Below are 17,680 nucleotides of genomic sequence, written 5' to 3'. Positions count from 1 at the left end.
TCAGAACCGGTAGTCGAGCGTCGCGAGGAACGTACGCCCGACGCCCGGCACCGCGCGGCCGCCGTCCGACTGGATCAGCGCATCGTAATAGAACTTGTTGGTCAGGTTCAGCAGGTTCAGCCGCAGGTCCCACTGCTTCGCGTGATACGCGGCCGTCGCGTCCCAGCGCGTATAGCCGCCCACCTGCACGTAGTCCGTGTTCGCCGCGTAGCGTCCCGACATGTACGTCGGACCGCCGCCGATCTCCCAGTGCGGCGTGAACGCATACGTCGTCCACAGCGTGAAGGTGTTGCGCGGCGTATTCGCGAGCGTCTTGCCCTGCGTGCCGTCGAGCGCGCTCAGGATCACGCCGTTCATGTACGTGTAGCTGCCGAACACCTGCCACTTCGGCGTGATGTGGCCCGTCACGCTCGCCTGGAAGCCACGCACGCGGATATCGCCTTCGAGCAGGTATTCGCCCGTCGACGTCTGCGTGCGCGCGTTGCTCTTCTCCTGCTGGAACAGCGCCGACGTGACCGACAGGTTGTCGTTCAGCAGGTCCCACTTGCCGCCCACCTCATACGACTTCGTGTGTTCGGGCGACAGGTTCTGCGTGTTGTTCGTGACCGTCAGCGTCTCGAGCGACGGGTTGAACGACGTGCCGTACGAGAAGTAGTACGACTGCGAATCGGTCGGCTGGTAGATCAGGCCGGCCCGCACGCTCGTGAAATAGTTCGTCTGCGACGCATAGCCGGGCGCGCTCACCGTGTTCGCGAGATGCGCCTGGAAGCGATCCCAGCGCAGCCCGCCCACGAATTTCCAGTCGCGGCCGATCGATACCGTGTCGTTCATGTACGCGGCGAGCGTCGTCGCGCCCGATTCCGCATGATTGGCAGGCGTCTGGGTCGCGTTAGTCGCCGTCGATGCCAGATAGGCCGGATCGATCAGCGACAGGATCGGCAGGCCGCTGCGCGTGTACGTCTGGTTCGTGTAGCTGTCGTGGCCGACCTCGACACCGGCGATCAGGTCGTGCTTCACGAACCCCGTGTCGAACTTGAAATGCGCCATCGTGTCGTTGTCGATCGAATGGTTCTCGATCACGCGATCGTGGCTCGCGAGCTTCACGTACAGCGCGGACATCGGCAACGACGTGTAGTTGCCGTTCGCCAGCGCGGTGCTGGACGACAGCGGCCCGGTCAGCACCGCGTTCGCCGCCGTCTCGCGCGCATCCGTCATCGAGTGCGAGAACGACGTGCGGTTGCTGATCGTCAGCGCATCGTTGACGCGATGGTCGATGCGCGCGGACACCGTCTGCACGTCCTGGATCGTGCGGTCGTCGGTGAGGCCGTAGAACGTGTTCTTCGACACCGGCGCCGGATGGCCGTTGACCGCGAGCACGCCATAGTCCGGCATGTCGTAGTTGTGCTGGATCAGCGCGGACAGCGTGACCTCGGTCGGCGTACCGATGCCGAAGCGCAGCTCCGGCGCGATCCCGTAGTCCTTGTTCTTCATCACGTCACGCGTCGAGCCGAGCGACTGGCCGAACGCGTTGATGCGGAACGCCGACGTCGCGCCGAGCGGCCGGTTCAGGTCGACGCTCGTGCGGTAGCGATCGTCGGTGCCGATCGTCGTCGACACCTCGGCCGACGGCTTCAGGTTCGCCTTCTTCGACACCTGGTTGATCACGCCGCCCGTCGAGCCGCGCCCGAACAGCATCGACGACGGGCCGTACAGCACCTCGACCGAATCGAGATCGAACGTGTCGCGGTAGTACTGGTTGCGGTCGCGGAAGCCGTCGAGATAGATGTCGTTCTGCGCGGTGAAGCCGCGCAGGTTGATGTTGTTGCCGATCTGCCCGCCCTCCGCGCCGCCGATCGTGATGCCCGGCGCATTGCGCAGCGCATCCTGGAACGACGTGAGCCCCTGCGATTCCATCAAGGCCTTGTTGATCACCGTGACCGACTGCGGAATGTCGCGCAGCGCGGTCGGGGTTTTCGCGCCGACGGTCGAGCGCTCCGCCTGGAAGTCCTGATGCTCGGCCTGCCCCGACACGCTGATCGTCGGCAGCGTGTCCTGCGTGCGTGCGGCGGGCTTTGCGTCGGCAACGGGGTTCGCGTCGACGGCGGGTGCGCCCTGCGCGAGCGCGGGCGAAACGATGGGCATGGCAAAGGCCAGCGCGAGCGCGCTCGCGAGCGGGGTCCTGTTCGGCATGGAAATCCAGTCGGGAAAACCGTCCGCGTGGACGCGCGATGATGCGCGCACGAGGCACGGATACGTTGGCTGACTGGCCGTCCCGAATCAGGCTGAGGGCGGCGCTAGCTGGCTACGGTTGACGAGTGATCGACGGGCTTGCCCGACCGACCATGAAAATGAGAATCGATATCATTTCATGTATTTCCATTTGTTTCAATTTCCGAAATTTTGTCATACCAATGATTATCGTTTCGAAAAATTACAGAAGCCTGTTTGTAATTTATGGAATGGATTTCGTAATTTAGCGCCAACATTCTTCTGACGATAAACGCCCGCAATCCGTTGACCAGTAAGCCATTGACGGATCAGGCACTTCTTCGCGACCGCATTTCGGAACCGACCGATTCACACGGATTTCGAGCTGCCTGAATCGTCTCGAATCCAGCTTCGGACGATCCTTTTTATTAATCAGACGATTAATCGCACCGAACAACGAAAGCAATTCGATTGAATATGGAATGGTATTTGAAATATTCAGACGTGAAACGGCGTCGGTATCGCTTCAACGCTCTCGGTCCAGCGAAGTCATGTTCCGCAGTTGCGGGAACAACCGCATCCACGTGAGCGCGACCAGAATCGTCGCGGTACCGCCGACGACGATCGCCGTCGGCGCGCCCCACCACGCGGCTGTCACGCCCGACTCGAATTCGCCGAGCTGGTTCGACGTGCCGATGAACAGCGCATTGACCGCGCTCACGCGCCCGAGCATGTCGTCGGGTGTACGCAGCTGCACGAGCGACAGCCGCACGACGACACTGACTACGTCCGACGCGCCAAGCACCGCCAGCGCCACGAGCGACAGCGCGAAGTGCCGCGACAGCCCGAACACGATCGTCGCGATGCCGAACGCGATCACGCCGCCGAACATCGCGCGACCCGGTCGCCCTTTCAACGGAAATCGCGTGAGCCACAGCGTGCCCGCGAGCGCGCCGACCGCGGGCGCCGCACGCAGCGCACCGAGCCCCCACGGCCCGACCTGCAGGATGTCGCGCGCGTAGATCGGCAACAACGCGGTCGCGCCGCCGAACAGCACCGCGAACAGGTCGAGCGACAGCGCACCGAGAATCGCCGGCTCGCGCCGGATGAACGCGATGCCCGAAAACACCGAGCGCAGCGTGACCGGCTCGCGGGCGGGCGGTGCGCTGCGCAGCGGAATCGTGCCGCTCAGCATCGCCGCGATCGCGAATGCGACGACGCTCGTGCCGAACGCGGCGGGTGCGCCGACACCGTACAGCAGCCCGCCGAACGCGGGCCCGAGGATCTGCGCGGCCTGGTTCGCGGAAGTCGACAGCGCGGTCGCGCGCGGCAGGTCGGTGCGCGGCACGACGGCCGGCAGCAGCGACGACACCGACGGCGACTCGAACGCACGCGCCGTGCCGACGATCGCCGCGAGCGCATACACTGCCGGCGCGGCCAACCACCCTTGTGCGGCGCCGAGCAGGAACACACCGGCAGCCAGCGCTTCGACGCCCTGGCAGATCGTCGCGATGCGGCGGCGATCGTAGCGGTCGGCCACCTGCCCGACGACGAGCGTCAGCGCGAACATCGGCACGAACTGCGCGAGGCCGACGAGACCGAGGGCAAACGCGCTGTGCGTGAGCGCGTAGACGTACCAGCCGATGGCAACCGACAGGATCTGGAAAGCCAGGGAAGACATCACGCGCGTGCCCCAGAAGCGCTGGAACGGGACGTGGCGGAACAGGTTGGCGGGTAACGGGGATAAAGGACTGGGGTCGGGCACGGGGTCGGTCATCGAGGTCTCGGCGGGCGGCGCTGCGCGCCGGTACCGTTCGGGAAACGACTGCGCACGCCGGAGCGTGCGCGCGACAACGGTGCGGACGCGACGAAATCGCGATGATATGCCAACCGCGGAAAACGGGCAGTGGGCGTGGGAACTGACGATTCCGGCGGCCGCGCCGATCGCGGCCGCCGGGTCATCGTGCGGACACCTCATCTTCTGATCGAGGCGCCCCCGGGAGCTTCACCGCGGCGGGATACCCGTATCGGTCGAGCCTGCTGCGATGCCGAACAGGCGTTGGCCTTCGGGGGTGTCCTCGACTCTCCAGCCCTCGGCGCTCAACGCTTCCCGGATCCGGTCGGCTTGCGCCCAGTCCTTGTCCGCCCTCGCGCGCTCACGATCGCCGAGCAACCCGCGGACGTGTTCCGGAACGTCGAACGCAACCGGCCTCCATTCGCGCAAGCCGAGGCCAAGCACGGCGTCGAAGCTGTCGACGGTCGCCTTCAGGGTCGCGGGCGGCAGGTTGCTCCTGACCAGATCCCACAGCACCGCGAGCGCCCTGGGCAGATTCAGGTCCTCGTTCACTTCGGCGTCGAATCGCGCGGCGAAATCCGCATCGACGCGCCCGCCGTCAGGCCAGCCGGCATAGAGGTGCCGAAGCCGATTCAGCGCGGTGTGTGCCGCGTCGAGCGACGCCCACGTGAAATGCAGCTTGCTTCGATAGTGGGCCGTCAGGCACAGGTAACGGTACGCGATCGGATCGACATTCCGGCTTTGCAAGGTCTGCAGACGGACGAAGTCGCCGCTCGACTTCGACATCTTCGTATCGGCGTCGAGCGTCAGGAAGTGCCCGTGCATCCAGTAATTCGCGAGTTGCGTGCCGTGGGCCGCCCGCGTCTGCGCGATCTCGTTGCTGTGATGCACGGCGATATGATCCTCGCCGCCGCAATGGATATCGAACAGCGTCCCGAGATACTTCGCCGACATCGCCGAGCATTCGATATGCCAGCCGGGAAAGCCGCGCCCCCACGGGCTGTCCCATTCCATTTGCCGCTTGACGTCGGCCGGGCTGAACTTCCACAACGCAAAATCCGTGATGCTCCGCTTCCCGCCCAGCGCCACCCGCTTGCCCGCCTGCAACCCCGCGCGGTCCAGCCGCGCGAGATAACCGTAGTCGTCCTGCCGACTGGTGTCGAAGTAGAGTCCATCGTCCGTCCGGTAGACGTAGCCGGCCCGGTCGAGCGTTTCGATGAACGCGATCTGCTCGGCGATGTGATCGGTGGCGCGGCACCAGACCGTCGGCTCGAGCAGGTTGAGCGCGTGCCAGTCCCGGACGAACGCTTCGGTGTAGCGCCGGGCGATGGCCCACGCCGATTCGCCGGTCCGACGGCTCCCCTTCTCCATCTTGTCTTCGCCTTCGTCCGCATCCGAAGTCAGGTGGCCGACGTCGGTGATGTTGACGACGTGCCGGACCGCGTAGCCGTTGCGCTCCAGTACGCGGCGCAGGAGATCCTCGAACACGTAGGTTCTCAGGTTGCCGATGTGGGCATCATCGTAGACCGTGGGGCCGCAGCAGTACATGCCGACCTGCCCGGCCCGGATAGGCGTGAAGGGGCGCACGGTACGCGACCAGGTGTCATACAGCGCAAGCGGCATCGAGTTTCTCCGTCCCGAAAGTGTCGGCCCAAAAACAAAAAGGCCGCCTGTTTTGCATCACAGGCGGCCGGAAGGCGATTGCTTGAATGTTTAGCGAGTTCGCTAGACGCAACTTCCCCCAGGCATGTTCTGACAACATGCACGGATCAGCGAAGAGGGGGAAATGGCGCGATCAAGCATGCGGACGATGCTAGCGCCTATAGACGGCAATGGTCAATACCCGTCGGGCGGCCGTTCCCGGAGACGATCGACGGGGAACGACCAGGCGGCCGGCACCGGCCGGATGCATTTCATGCCCGCTTGCACCCGTCAAAAAAAAGCGCGAACCGTAGTTCGCGCCAAAGAGAGACCGCTCGCTGAAGACGTCGCTGCTCCACACCACCCACTTAGAACGAATGCCGCATCCCGATCCGCACGTCGGCCTGCGTTTGCGTCGTCGACGGCGTGAAGCTGTAGCCGATCACCGCGTCCACGCCTTGCGACGCGCGCAGGTAATCGCCGGAGATGTACACGTCCGTGCGCTTCGACAGCATGTAATGCAGGCCCGCCGTGCCCTGGTTCCAGTGATGGCCTTCGAAGCGCGTGTGCTGGTAGCCGGCGATCAGGCTCAACGCCGGCGTGAACTGGTACGAGCCGCCGCCTTCATAGACCTGCATGTGCGACGACTGGCCGAAGCCCTTGATCGTCGTGTACGAGAAGTTGCCGTCGAGCGTCAGCTTGCCGATCGTGTAGCTCGTGCCGATGCCGAACGTGCCTTGGCTGTCGACATCCATCGGCGTGTTCGCAAACAGGTCGGTGCGTGCGCCGGTCGCCGGATCGACGGTGACGGTCTGCTGGCCGAGGAACGTATGCGTGCCGATCATCGCGTACGGATCGAACGCGTAGATGCCGTTCGGGTTGTTCAGGCGCGTGTACGCGGCGCCGATCGAGAAGTCACCCTTCGTGAAGCTCGCGCCCGCACTCCATGCGCTGTTGCGATGGAAGTTGCCCGCGACGTTGCCGAACGAGTACATCGCGCCGAACTTGAAGCCGCTCAGGTCGTTCGACAGGAACTTCACCGAATTCGGCAGGCGGTCGCCGTTGAAGCGGTCGAAGTCGCCCTGGTGAATCGCGTAGCCGCTGCCCCACGCGGAGATGTTGTAGATCGATACAAGCTCGTTCGTGATGTCGAGCTGGTTGCCGAACGACAGCGTGCCCCAGTCGTTCTGCAGGCCGACATACGCCTGGCGGCCGAACTCCGAGCCGCCGAAGCCGAGCTGCCCGGTGCCGAGGCGGAAGCCGCTCTCGAGGGTGAACACGGCCTTCAGGCCGCCGCCGAGATCTTCCGTGCCCTTGAGGCCGAAGCGGTTCCCGTAAGCGACGCCGTCGTCGAACTTGACCACGTGCGAACCGCCCGTGTTGTTCACGTACGTGATGCCCGCGTCGAGAATCCCGTACAGCGTCACACTGCTCTGCGCATGCCCGATGGCGGGTACACAGGCCGCGCATGCAAGCGCGGCGGCTACGGCAACTTTCGTATGCTTCATTATCGACCACCCTCCCTGAACCGTTCGATGGATAGAATCTCGTCCCGGCGCGTGCCGCGATGCGCCGGTGGATTCGAATTCGGTACGCCTGATGGCTTCGGAATTTCGTTTTCCGCAATAACGCAGCCATTGGCGAAAAATACAAACCCATATTTCACGTCACCCGTCTGAAGGCGACACCAAATGGTCACGATGCGACCCGGTCGGGAAAACACGTAGACGGGCGGCACGCTAAAAACCGGCCGCCCGGGGGAGAAAATCAGCGCCCGTCGAGGGCCGCGCGCACCGCTGGCAGGCCCGGTGCGCCCGCTGCCGTCGTCACACCGTCCAGCCAGCCGGCGACCAGCGCCGGGTCGGCCTTCAGCGCATGCTGCGCCGCGAGCGCGGGCGACGTCTTGTGGTCGAGCATGTCGGCGATCATCCGGTTCTCGACGTCGACGGAAAACGTCATCTGCCGGAACAGCCGCGCGAGGTTCGCGCACTGGCCCGCGAACCCGGCGCGCGTGACCGTGTTGACCGTCGCGCCGCCGTAGTTCGGGCCGAAATACGCATCGCCGCCCGACAGGTAGGTCAGGTGGAATTTCGTGTTCATCAGATGCGGCTCCCACGCGAGAAACACGATCCAGCGCTTGTCGCGTACCGCGCGCTCGACCTGCGTGAGCATGCCCGTCTCGCTCGATTCGACGAGCGACCAGTTCGCCGCACCGAGCGCATGGTCGGACAGCAGCCGCTTGATGTTCTGGTTCGCGGGCGCGCCGGGCTCGATCCCGTAGATCTTGCCGCCGAAGCGATCCGCGTAGCGCGCGAGATCGGCGAACGTATGCACGCCGGCGGCCGCCACGTAGTCGGGCACCGCGAGCGTGAACTTCGCACCGCTCAGGTTCGCGTGCAGCACGTCGATCGATTTCTCGTCGACGAATGGCTTCACGAGCGGTGCCTGCGCGGGCATCCAGTTGCCGAGAAACACGTCGACCTGCCCTTTCTTGAGCCCCTGGTACGTGATCGGCACCGACAGGTTCGCCACGTCCTGCCGGTAGCCGAGCGCCTTCAGCACGACACCCGCCATCGCGTTCGTCGCATCGATGTCGGTCCAGCCGGGCGCGGCCATCTTCACGTCGCCGCACGTCTGCGGGTCGGCCGCGTACGCGGCCTGCGTCGTCATCACGCACGCGGCCGCGGCGAGTGCCGCGCCGATCCGGATTGCTGCATTGCATTGCCGTTCCATCGTCCGCTTCCTCCGTCGTTCGTCAGTGATCGCGATGCGGGACGCTCAGCGCCCGACGCGCGGAAAGCGCGCCATCGCCTCGAGCGTGTCGAGCTCGATGTGGTTGCGCATGTAGCGCTGGCTCGCGTCGGTGAACGGCTGCCAGTCCCACGCGTGGATGCGGCCCTGTGTCGTCGCCGCGTAATGGAAGCGCCGGCGCCGCTGGCTCGCACGCACCTGCCGGTCCAGCTCGGGCAGGTTCCAGCGTTGCGCGGCTTGCGCGCGGAATGCGGCGAGTACGTCGGCGGCTTCCGGCGTGCCGGCGAGGTTCGTCAGCTCGCGCGGGTCGTCCGAGAGGTTGTAGAGCTGATCGGGGTCGAGCGGGCAATGCACGTACTTCCAGTCGCCGCGGCGAATCATCACGACCGGTGCAACCGCGCCTTCCGCCAGGTATTCGCCGAGCGCAACGTCGTGTGCAGGCGTGCCATGCAGGTGCGGCACGAGGCTCGCGCCATCGACCGGGTCGGGCCAGCCGCCGGCCGGTGCGGCGCCGGCCAGGTCGACGAGCGTCGGCAGCAGGTCGACGTGCGACACCGGCCCGCGCACGCGCGCGGCGCCGAAGCGGCCCGGCGCATGGACGATCAGCGGCACGCGGCAGCCGCCTTCGAAGAACGTCATCTTGTACCAGAGCCCGCGTTCGCCGAGCATGTCGCCGTGGTCGGACGTGACGATCACGATCGTGTCGTCGGCGAATCCGCACTGTTCGAGTGCGGCGAGCACGCTGCCGAACTGCGCATCGACGTAGGACGTCGCGCCGTAGTACGCGCGGCGCGCGGCCCGGATCTGCGCGTCGGTGGGCGGCGTACGGTCGTTCTCGCAGACGAAGCGCAGCCGCTGCGAATGCGGGTCGCTGTCCGCCGCGTCGAGGCGCACGGCCGGCAGGTCGATCTCGTCGTCGCTGTAGAGATCCCAGTATTCGCGCGTGATCGCATACGGATCGTGCGGATGGGTCAGCGACACGACCATGCAGAACGGCCGCGCATCGTGCCCGGCCGCGCGCTCGCGCGCGACGTCGTACAGCTTCTGCTTCGCGGCGAACGTGACTTCGTCGTCGAAATCGAGCTGGTTCGTGCGCACGCACGGGCCCGCCTCGAGCACCGAACTCATGTTGTGATACCAGCTCGGCCGCTCGGCCGGGCTGTCCCAGTCGGGCACCCAGCCGAAATCGGCCGGATAGATGTCGGTCGTGAGGCGCTCCTCGAAGCCGTGCAGCTGGTCGGGCCCGCAGAAATGCATCTTGCCGGACAGCATCGTCCGGTAGCCGCCCGCGCGCAGGTAGTGCGCGAACGTCAGCGTTTGCGCCGGCAATTCGGCGGCGTTATCGTAGGCGCCGATCCCCGACGGCAGCTTGCCCGTCAGCAGCGAGAAACGCGACGGCGCGCACAGCGGGCTCGCGCAATACGCGGCATCGAATACGACGCCTTGCGCGGCGAGACGGTCCAGCGTCGGCGTGCGCGCGACGCGATTGCCGTAGGCCGGCAGCGCAAACGGCGTGAGCTGGTCGGCCATCAGGATCAGGATGTTGGGTGTCGGGTTCGTCATCGGCTGTCGTGGGGAAAACGGTGTTCGAATGGAACGGCACGCCGCTCGCGCAGCGGGACGTCCGGCATGACGGAAGCGGCTCGATGAAAGTGCCGCGCGGGCGGGCCGCGCTCGCTAGAATCGCGGGATGCGTTGCGCGGCGGCCGTGAAGCAGGCTTTGAATCAGGCTTTGAAGCAGGCGTTGACGCAGGCCGTGAAACACGTGTGTCGCACCGTCCGATGCACTATCACCCGCCCGAATTCGCGCGGGTAGGCGTCCGGCCCTTATGGGGCCATTAGAGGGACTTATGTCGAAATCCGAACCGTTACCGTCGATGCAGGCGCTGCGCGCGTTCGAATCGGCCGCCCGGCTCGCGAGCTTCACGGCCGCCGCGCGCGAGCTCGGCTCCACCCAGCCTGCCGTGAGCCAGCAGGTGTTTCAGCTCGAAGCCGAACTGGGCGTGCCGCTGTTCGAGCGCAGCCCGCGCGGCGTCACGCTGACGGCCGACGGCCAGTGCCTGTACGAAGCCGTGCGGCTGAGCCTCGACACGCTGCGCGGCGCAACCGCGACCCTGCGTGCGCGCCGCGAGCACGGCGCGCTCACGATCGTCACCGACTTCGGCTTCGCCACCTACTGGCTGATGCCGCGCCTGGCCGGGCTGAAGCGCGTGATGCCGGATGTCGACGTGCGCGTCGTCACGTCACAGGATTACGACGCGCAGCGCGACCATGGCGACATCGCGATCCTGTTCGGCGACGGCCACTGGCCGTCGTGCACGGCCGCACGGCTCTTTCCGGAATCGGTCGCGCCCGTGTGCTCGCCCGCGTTCCGCGATGCGCACCCGCACGTCGCACGGGCCGACCACCTGCTCGCGTTGCCGCTGCTGCACGTGCAGCCGACGCGCCCCGAGCGCTGGCTGTCGTGGTCGGGCTGGTTCGACGCGCACGGCCTCGATACGGCGGCCGCCGCGCGCGGCGTGACCTTCAACAGCTATGCGCTCGTGATCCATGCGGCGCTGCTCGGCGAAGGCGTCGCGCTCGGCTGGTCACCGCTCGTCGACGAACTCGTCGCGTCCGGGCAGCTCGTGAAGCTCGTCGACGCGCCGGTCGTCACGTCGCGCGGCTACTTCCTCGTGCGGCCGCCGCAGCGGCCCGAGCCGGACGCGACCCACGTGTTCCGGCGCTGGCTGCTCGACGCGTGCTCGCCGGCCTGAACGGCCGCCCTGCCCGTCGGCAGCGATCCGCCTGACGCCCCACGGGCCGGGCCCGCCCGGCAGCACTGGCGCGCCGATACCAGCCACACGGCGGGTTGGTTCTATCCGTACCAAAATCGTCCTGATTTACTTGAGCCTCCCGCTACCCGCGTAGCCCGGCGCCCGATGCGCCGCCGCGCGGGTTCGCGCCCCATGACATCCGAGGAACCTCATGACCGCCGACTCACGCCCCGATCAATTCGTCTTGACGCTGTCGTGCCCAAGCGCGGCCGGCCAGGTCGCCGCCGTCGTCGGCTTTCTCGAGCGCCATCGCTGCTACGTCGACGCGCTGAACGTGTTCGACGACGATCTCAGCAACCACTTCTTCGTGCGCTGCGTGTTTCATCCGACGGATGAATCGTTGCAGATCGACGCGCTGCGCCAGGAGTTCGGGCCGATTGCGGCCGAGCTCGGCGGCCACGACGGCAACACGCAGTGGGCCATCCACGACGTGAACGCACGGCCGAAGGTGCTGATCATGGTGTCGAAGCTCGAGCACTGCCTCGCGGACCTGCTGTTCCGCTGGCGGATGGGCGAGCTGAAGATGGATATCGTCGGCATCGTGTCGAACCATCCCGACTTCGAACCGCTCGCCGCGCAGCACGGGCTGCCGTTCCGCCACTTCCCGATCACGGCCGATACGAAGGCGCAGCAGGAAGCGCAGTGGCTCGACTTCTTCGAGTCGAGCGGTGCGGAACTCGTGATCCTCGCGCGCTACATGCAGGTGCTGTCGCAGGAAACCAGCGCGAAGCTCGCGAACCGCGCGATCAACATCCATCATTCGTTCCTGCCCGGCTTCAAGGGCGCGAAGCCGTATCACCAGGCGCATGCGCGCGGCGTGAAGCTGATCGGCGCGACCGCGCACTTCGTCACCGACGATCTCGACGAAGGCCCGATCATCGAGCAGGTGGTCGAGCGCGTCGATCATGCGCTGCGCCCCGAGCAACTGCTCGCGGTGGGCCGCGACGTCGAATGCATCACGCTCGCACGCGCGGTGAAGGCGTTCATCGAGCGGCGCGTGTTCCTGAACGGCGATCGGACGGTGGTGTTTTCGTAAGCGGAAAGCAATCGCGGTCGAAACGCGGCAGAAACGCGGCAGAAACGAAAAAGGCTCGACTGGTATGTACCGGTCGAGCCTTTTTTGTCGTCACGTTGCGCGCGATGCGCCACGCGACGCTCCGTGTGCGGTTTCCGGAGCCGCCGCGCGCCGCAGCGCGTGCGCTACCGCGTCACTTCACCCAGGCAAAGTAATACGACAGCCAGATCGTCAGTCCCGCGCCGACCAGCGCCGCATAAGGCATCAGGCTCAGCCACATCGCGCGCTTCGGCACCTCGAGCTCCATATCGCGCTGCATCTGCGCGGGGAAGCGGCCGCGATCCTGCCAGTAGTGGCGGAACAGGAACACCGGCACGATCAGCAGCATCGCGATCAGCCCGTTGCGCAGCGTGCCTTCGCCCTGCAGGTTCGCGCCCGCGCCGACATACACCAGGTTCGCGTAGCCGCAGATCGAGCCGGCGACGAGCAGCCAGGTCGGGCAGCGGAACGGCCGATCCCAGTTGCCGCGATCCATCCGATGGATCCAGCCCGACTGAAGATTCAGGAATACGAACAGCATGTAGCAGACGTTCGAGATCGACAGCACCGTCATGTAGTCCGACATCATCAGCAACACGAGGTTGAAGCCGAGATCGGTCCACATCGCGCGCGTGGGCGAGCCGTGCTCGTTCACGTGCGACAGGTACTTCGGCAACCAGCCGTCGACCGACGCCTGGTACAGCGTGCGCGACGAGCCCATCATCGACGTCATCACGATCAGCAGGATCGACAGCATCAGCATCACGACGACCGCATTCGCGACCCATGCGCCGCCGCCGACGATCTTCGCCATCGCGGCCGCGACGCCGGTGCCGTCGCCGATCGACGGATCGAGCATCGCCTGCGTGCCGAGCGCGCCCTGGAACGCCATCGGCACGAGCGTCATCACGACGAGACACAGTGCACCCGACCAGAAGATCGCCTTGGCGGTATCGCGACGCGGATCGCGGAATTCACGCGTGTAGCAGACGGCCGTCTCGAAACCGTACGACGCCCAGCCGGCCATGAACATCGCGCCGAGCGCCATCGTGACGCCCTGCCCGTTCCACGAGCCGAACGTCGCGGTCGTGAGATTGCCGTGCGCGTCGTGACCGAGCGGCAGCAGCGGGAGCAGGTTCGACATCGGCACGTCGCCCGTGATGAACGGCACGATGCCGACGATCAACAGCGGCGTGAGCGACGCGATACCGAGAATGCGCTGCGTACGCGCAGCCTTCGATGCACCGCTGTGCTGAAGCTTGAACGTAATGAGAAGCAGGATCGTCGCGATGATGAACGTCGCATTGATCCGCAGGGACAGACCCGGCTTGATGAACCCGAGATCCGCAACCTTGAGCTGCCAGTGCAGCACCGCCGCGTCGGCGGGAAAGAGACTCGTGAGCGCATAGCTCGCCGCGAGGCCGCAGCCGAGCGCGAGCATCGGCGACCACGCGAGCCAGTTGCACCACACGGAAACCGGGGCGATCAGCTTGCTGTAACGGACCCAGCCGATCGCGCCGTACACGGACGCGCCGCCTGATTTATGGGGAAATAGTCCCGATATTTCCGCATAAGTCGCGCTTTGAATCAGCCCCATCGTGATCGCGGCGATCCAGATCGCCCACGCGGGCTGGCCGATCGTCGCGCATACGCCGCCGATCGTGAACAGCACGCCTGCCGGCACGCCGCTCGTCACCCAAAAAGCGTCTTTCCAAGTCAGGCCACGATGCAGCGTGTGGCCCGTCGAATCATGTGAGATGGTTGCCTCAACATCACTGGTGCTGTTCGCACGCAGTCCTGCCTGACTCATCCAATTCCTCCTGTGATGACTCCGCACAAGGGCCGTAGTGTAACAATTTACGGGCTTTCTTGCAGAATCAAAAAAAATAATTCCGGGATATGACCGCATCGCAGTGCGATTATTTCGGCATCCTTTCGATCAATCCCGGACTGTCTCGTCGTAGTTTTATTGCGTCGTATCGTCGCGGTTTATTGCGCGCCTTCCGTCCACGCATTCACGCGATCCGCGTGCGCGGCGATCCACGCATCGGCAGCCGCTTCCGGCTTCGAACCGTTCTGGATCGCGAGCATCACGCTGTCGATTTCACCCGGCTTCCACTGGAATTTCTTCAGGAAAGCGACCACCGGCTTCGCCTTCGTTTCGAGCCCCGGATTCACGACGCTGTCGACGTGCTCCGCGCCGCCGAACACCTTCTTCGGATCCTCGAGGAAGCGCAGCTTCCACTTCGCGAACATCCAGTGCGGCGCCCAGCCCGTCACGATGACCGGCTTGTTCGCATTGACCGAACGCGACAGCTCGGCCGTCATCGCGCTGCCCGAGCTCGGCATCAGCGTGTAGTTCAGCCCGTAGCTCTTGATCGCATCGTCGGTCTTGCGCATCACGCCGGCGCCGGCGTCGATGCCGACGATCCGGCCGCTGAAATTGCTTTTCTCGGCATTCAGATCGTCGATGCTCTTCGCCTTCACGTAGTCGGGAACGATCAGGCCGATCTTCGCGTCGGGAAAGTTCGCGCCGAGATCAACGACCTTCGTCTTGTATTCGCCCCAGTAGGAGCCGTGCGTGACCGGCAGCCACGCGGACAGCGTCGCATCGAGATCGCCGCGCGCCACGCCCTGCCACATGATCCCGGCGGCGACCGGCACGAGCTGGACCTGGTAACCGAGCTTCTTCTCGATCACACGCGCCGCGACGTTCGACGTCGCCACGCTGTCATCCCAGCCTTCGACGTAGCCGATCTTCAGCGTGGGCTTCGTATCGGCGAGCGCCGACGCGCTCAGCGCCACCATTGCCGACAGTGCGCCGGTCCACAACAATTTTCCGAACAGCTTCATGGTCGATCTCCTTGATGTGCGCCTGCGCGCGTTGTCTCTCTAGGTTCTTCAACCACAAATCCGCGGTATCGTTGTTTTCCGACGGATGCTTGTCCGGACGCGACGCCCCCGGACAGCCGATGGCGTGTTGCGACTACTTGTCGATCACGAGATCCGACAGCGGCTTGCTGCAGCACAGCAGCACCATCCCCTGGTCGATCTCGCGCTGGCGGATACCGCCGTTGTGCTTCATTTCAACCTGCCCGGACACGAGCTTCACCTTGCAGGTGCCGCACATGCCCTGCGTGCACGAGGCCGGCAGCCGCACGCCCGACTGGCGCGCCGCATCCAGCACGTGCTGCTCCGAGCCGCACGAAATCTCGCGATTGCTCTTCGCGAAGCTGACCGTGTACTGCTTCGTATCGGAGTCAGCACCTTCCGCCGGCGGCGCGAGATCGACGAGCAGTTCGTCGCTTGCGGTTTGCGCGAGCGTTTCGAACGAGAAGCTCTCCTCGTGATACTGCTTGCGATCGAAGCCGGCTTCGTCGAGCAGGTCGCGCACGGCCTTCATGTACGGCGCGGGGCCGCACGTGAAGATCTCGCGCTCCATGAAATCCGGTGCGATCAGCTTCAGCAGCGGCAGCGTCAGGAAGCCCGTGACGCCCGGCCAGTTCGTGCGCGCGCCCAGGCGCTCGACGACGAACGACGTGCGGAAGTTCGTGTGGTTCGACGCGATCAGGTCAAGCTCGCGCGCGAAGATGATGTCGTCCGGCGTGCGCGCGCTGTGCACGAACAGGATGTCGCGATCCTCCGCGAGATCATGGTGCGCGCGGCTCATCGACATCAGCGGCGTGACGCCCGAACCCGCCGACAGGAACAGGTACTTGCGCGCCGGATGCCGTGCGCACGTGAATTCGCCGGCCGGGCCGAGCACGCGCACCGGTGCGCCCGGCTGCAGGTTGTCGTGCAGCCAGTTCGACACCTTGCCGCCCGGCACACGCTTCACCGTGATCGACACCGTGTGCGGCCGCGCCGGCGACGACGAGATCGTATAGCAGCGGTTGATCGTTTCGCCTTCGATGTCGAGCTCGAGCGTGAGGAACTGCCCGGGCTCGAATGAGAACGAGCGGCCCTGCGGCGAACGGAAGAAGAAACTCTTCACGTCGTGCGTTTCCTGCCGCACGTGGCAGCACACCAGCGTTTCCTCGACGTCGCTCGTCCAGCGCTCGGGAAGGCCGTTCCAGAACGCCGGGCGTGTGACCCGGCTGTCCGTCGGCTCGAAGTTGGCCGCATCTCGCATCATGTCTGACTCCGCTTATACGCTGCTAAGTGCTATTCGCCGGTTTTTTCGGCGAGCCGGCCGATGTACCAGGCCGAGAATTTTTCGACGAGACCTTCCGTGAACGGCGAATACGGGCCCGGCTCGTACGCGCTGCTGGTCGCGCCGCGCTGCGAGAATTCGACGAGTGCGCGATCCTGGTCGTTGGTCGCGTTCCACACGGCCGTGAGATTCTTCACGTCGTAGTCGATGCCTTCCTTCGCGTCCTTGTGCACGAGCCACTTCGTGCGCACGAGCGTCTTGCCGGCCGACAGCGGGATCACCGAGAACGTCACGATGTGATCGCTCATGAAGTGGTGCCACGAGTTCGGCTGCGTCCAGAACGACAGCCCGCCGAGGTCGGCCTTGTCGAAGCCGCCGAGCAGCTTCTTCGATGCGACCTTCGCATCGAGCGTCTGCGATTCGCCGTGGCGATCGAGCGGCAGGCGCTGCGTGCGGAAACCCGTCACGTCGAGCAGCTTCTCGATCTCTTCGGACGGCAGGCCCATCTCGGCCCACTCCTTCCCGCGCCGCACGCATGTTTCAGCGAACGCGTCCATGCCTTCGGCGTTGGCGTCGGAGCGCTGGTAGCCGAAGCCGTATTCGTACAGCGAAATGGTGAGCTCCGGATGGTTCGCAACGCAGTGATAGCACTCGCGGTTGTTCTCCATCGTGAGCTTCCAGTTGCCTTCCTCGATGATGTCGACCTGCGCCGCGATCTTCGTGCTCGGCAGATCGTGCGGCAGCAGGTACGGCTCCATCTCGGCGCGCAGCTGCGCGAAGTCGGCGGGCGGCTCGTCGGCGAGGCAGACGAAGATCAGGCCCGCGAGGTTCTCGACGTGCACCGACTTCAGGCTGTGCTTGCAGCGGTCGAACTTCTCGCCCATGTGCTCGGCGAACATCAGCTGGCCGGTCAGGTTGTAGGTCCAGCTGTGGTACGGGCACACGATGTTGCCGACCGAGCCCTTGTCTTCGTTGCACAGGCGCGCGCCGCGGTGACGGCACACGTTGTGGAACGCGCGGATCGCCATGTCGTCGTCGCGCACGATCAGGATCGAATCGCTCCCAAGCTCCACGGTCACGTAGTCGCCCGGCTCGGGAATGTCCGGTTCGACCGCCACCTGGATCCAGTGCTGGCGGAAAATCGCCTCCATGTCGAGCGCGAAGATGTCCTCGCTCGTGTAGAACGGTGCCTCGAGGCTGTGCCCTTCCTTGCGCCGCTCGATCAGTGCACGAATGTCTGCCGATACTTTCATCGTTTGCTC

The 17,680-nt window shown here is 65.2% G+C and carries 12 protein-coding genes; 2 read left to right on the top strand and 10 right to left on the bottom strand.

The window, feature by feature from the left end:
• The 6 genes from G3O06_RS14620 to betC form a co-directional block, all read right to left on the bottom strand.
• The gene (locus G3O06_RS14620) at positions 1 to 2,190 is read right to left on the bottom strand and encodes a TonB-dependent siderophore receptor (protein WP_205816508.1); all 2,190 of its coding nucleotides are present in this window, start codon (positions 2,188 to 2,190) and stop codon (positions 1 to 3) included.
• A 544-nt stretch (positions 2,191 to 2,734) separates the two neighbouring features.
• Positions 2,735 to 3,985, bottom strand: coding sequence for an MFS transporter (locus G3O06_RS14615; RefSeq protein WP_174916008.1), 1,251 nt, complete (start codon positions 3,983 to 3,985; stop codon positions 2,735 to 2,737).
• A gap of 228 nt (positions 3,986 to 4,213) precedes the next feature.
• Positions 4,214 to 5,626, bottom strand: coding sequence for a cysteine--tRNA ligase (gene cysS / locus G3O06_RS14610; protein ID WP_205816507.1), 1,413 nt, complete (start codon positions 5,624 to 5,626; stop codon positions 4,214 to 4,216).
• Between the two features lie 386 nt (positions 5,627 to 6,012).
• Positions 6,013 to 7,152, bottom strand: a complete 1,140-nt coding sequence (locus G3O06_RS14605) for a porin (RefSeq protein ID WP_174916010.1) — start codon at positions 7,150 to 7,152, stop codon at positions 6,013 to 6,015.
• A gap of 259 nt (positions 7,153 to 7,411) precedes the next feature.
• Complete coding sequence (choX, locus tag G3O06_RS14600; protein ID WP_174970212.1) at positions 7,412 to 8,377, bottom strand: choline ABC transporter substrate-binding protein; 966 nt, start codon at positions 8,375 to 8,377, stop codon at positions 7,412 to 7,414.
• A 45-nt stretch (positions 8,378 to 8,422) separates the two neighbouring features.
• The gene (gene betC, locus G3O06_RS14595; protein WP_174970213.1) at positions 8,423 to 9,958 is read right to left on the bottom strand and encodes a choline-sulfatase; all 1,536 of its coding nucleotides are present in this window, start codon (positions 9,956 to 9,958) and stop codon (positions 8,423 to 8,425) included.
• 287 nt (positions 9,959 to 10,245) lie between these two features.
• Between betC and G3O06_RS14590 the strand changes: the two genes are divergently transcribed.
• Complete coding sequence (locus tag G3O06_RS14590; RefSeq protein WP_205816506.1) at positions 10,246 to 11,151, top strand: LysR family transcriptional regulator; 906 nt, start codon at positions 10,246 to 10,248, stop codon at positions 11,149 to 11,151.
• Between the two features lie 211 nt (positions 11,152 to 11,362).
• Complete coding sequence (gene purU / locus G3O06_RS14585) at positions 11,363 to 12,247, top strand: formyltetrahydrofolate deformylase (RefSeq protein WP_205816505.1); 885 nt, start codon at positions 11,363 to 11,365, stop codon at positions 12,245 to 12,247.
• 172 nt (positions 12,248 to 12,419) lie between these two features.
• On the opposite strand, the gene G3O06_RS14580 is transcribed toward purU, so the two are convergent.
• The 4 genes from G3O06_RS14580 to G3O06_RS14565 form a co-directional block, all read right to left on the bottom strand.
• Positions 12,420 to 14,075: an APC family permease gene (locus tag G3O06_RS14580; RefSeq protein WP_174916015.1), complete on the bottom strand. Its 1,656-nt coding sequence runs from the start codon at positions 14,073 to 14,075 to the stop codon at positions 12,420 to 12,422.
• 179 nt (positions 14,076 to 14,254) lie between these two features.
• Entirely contained in the window at positions 14,255 to 15,118 is an 864-nt protein-coding gene (locus tag G3O06_RS14575; protein ID WP_174981160.1) for a glycine betaine ABC transporter substrate-binding protein, read from the bottom strand.
• 133 nt (positions 15,119 to 15,251) lie between these two features.
• The gene (locus tag G3O06_RS14570) at positions 15,252 to 16,400 is read right to left on the bottom strand and encodes a hybrid-cluster NAD(P)-dependent oxidoreductase (protein WP_205816504.1); all 1,149 of its coding nucleotides are present in this window, start codon (positions 16,398 to 16,400) and stop codon (positions 15,252 to 15,254) included.
• A 29-nt stretch (positions 16,401 to 16,429) separates the two neighbouring features.
• The gene (locus G3O06_RS14565; RefSeq protein WP_122947844.1) at positions 16,430 to 17,671 is read right to left on the bottom strand and encodes an aromatic ring-hydroxylating dioxygenase subunit alpha; all 1,242 of its coding nucleotides are present in this window, start codon (positions 17,669 to 17,671) and stop codon (positions 16,430 to 16,432) included.
• Positions 17,672 to 17,680: the final 9 nt, after the last annotated feature.

The organism is Burkholderia sp. Ac-20345, from assembly GCF_017104825.1.
Taxonomy (GTDB): domain Bacteria; phylum Pseudomonadota; class Gammaproteobacteria; order Burkholderiales; family Burkholderiaceae; genus Burkholderia; species Burkholderia lata_B.
The sequence above is the reverse complement of the archived record's forward strand: the minus strand, read 5'-3'. Positions and strand labels throughout refer to the sequence as shown.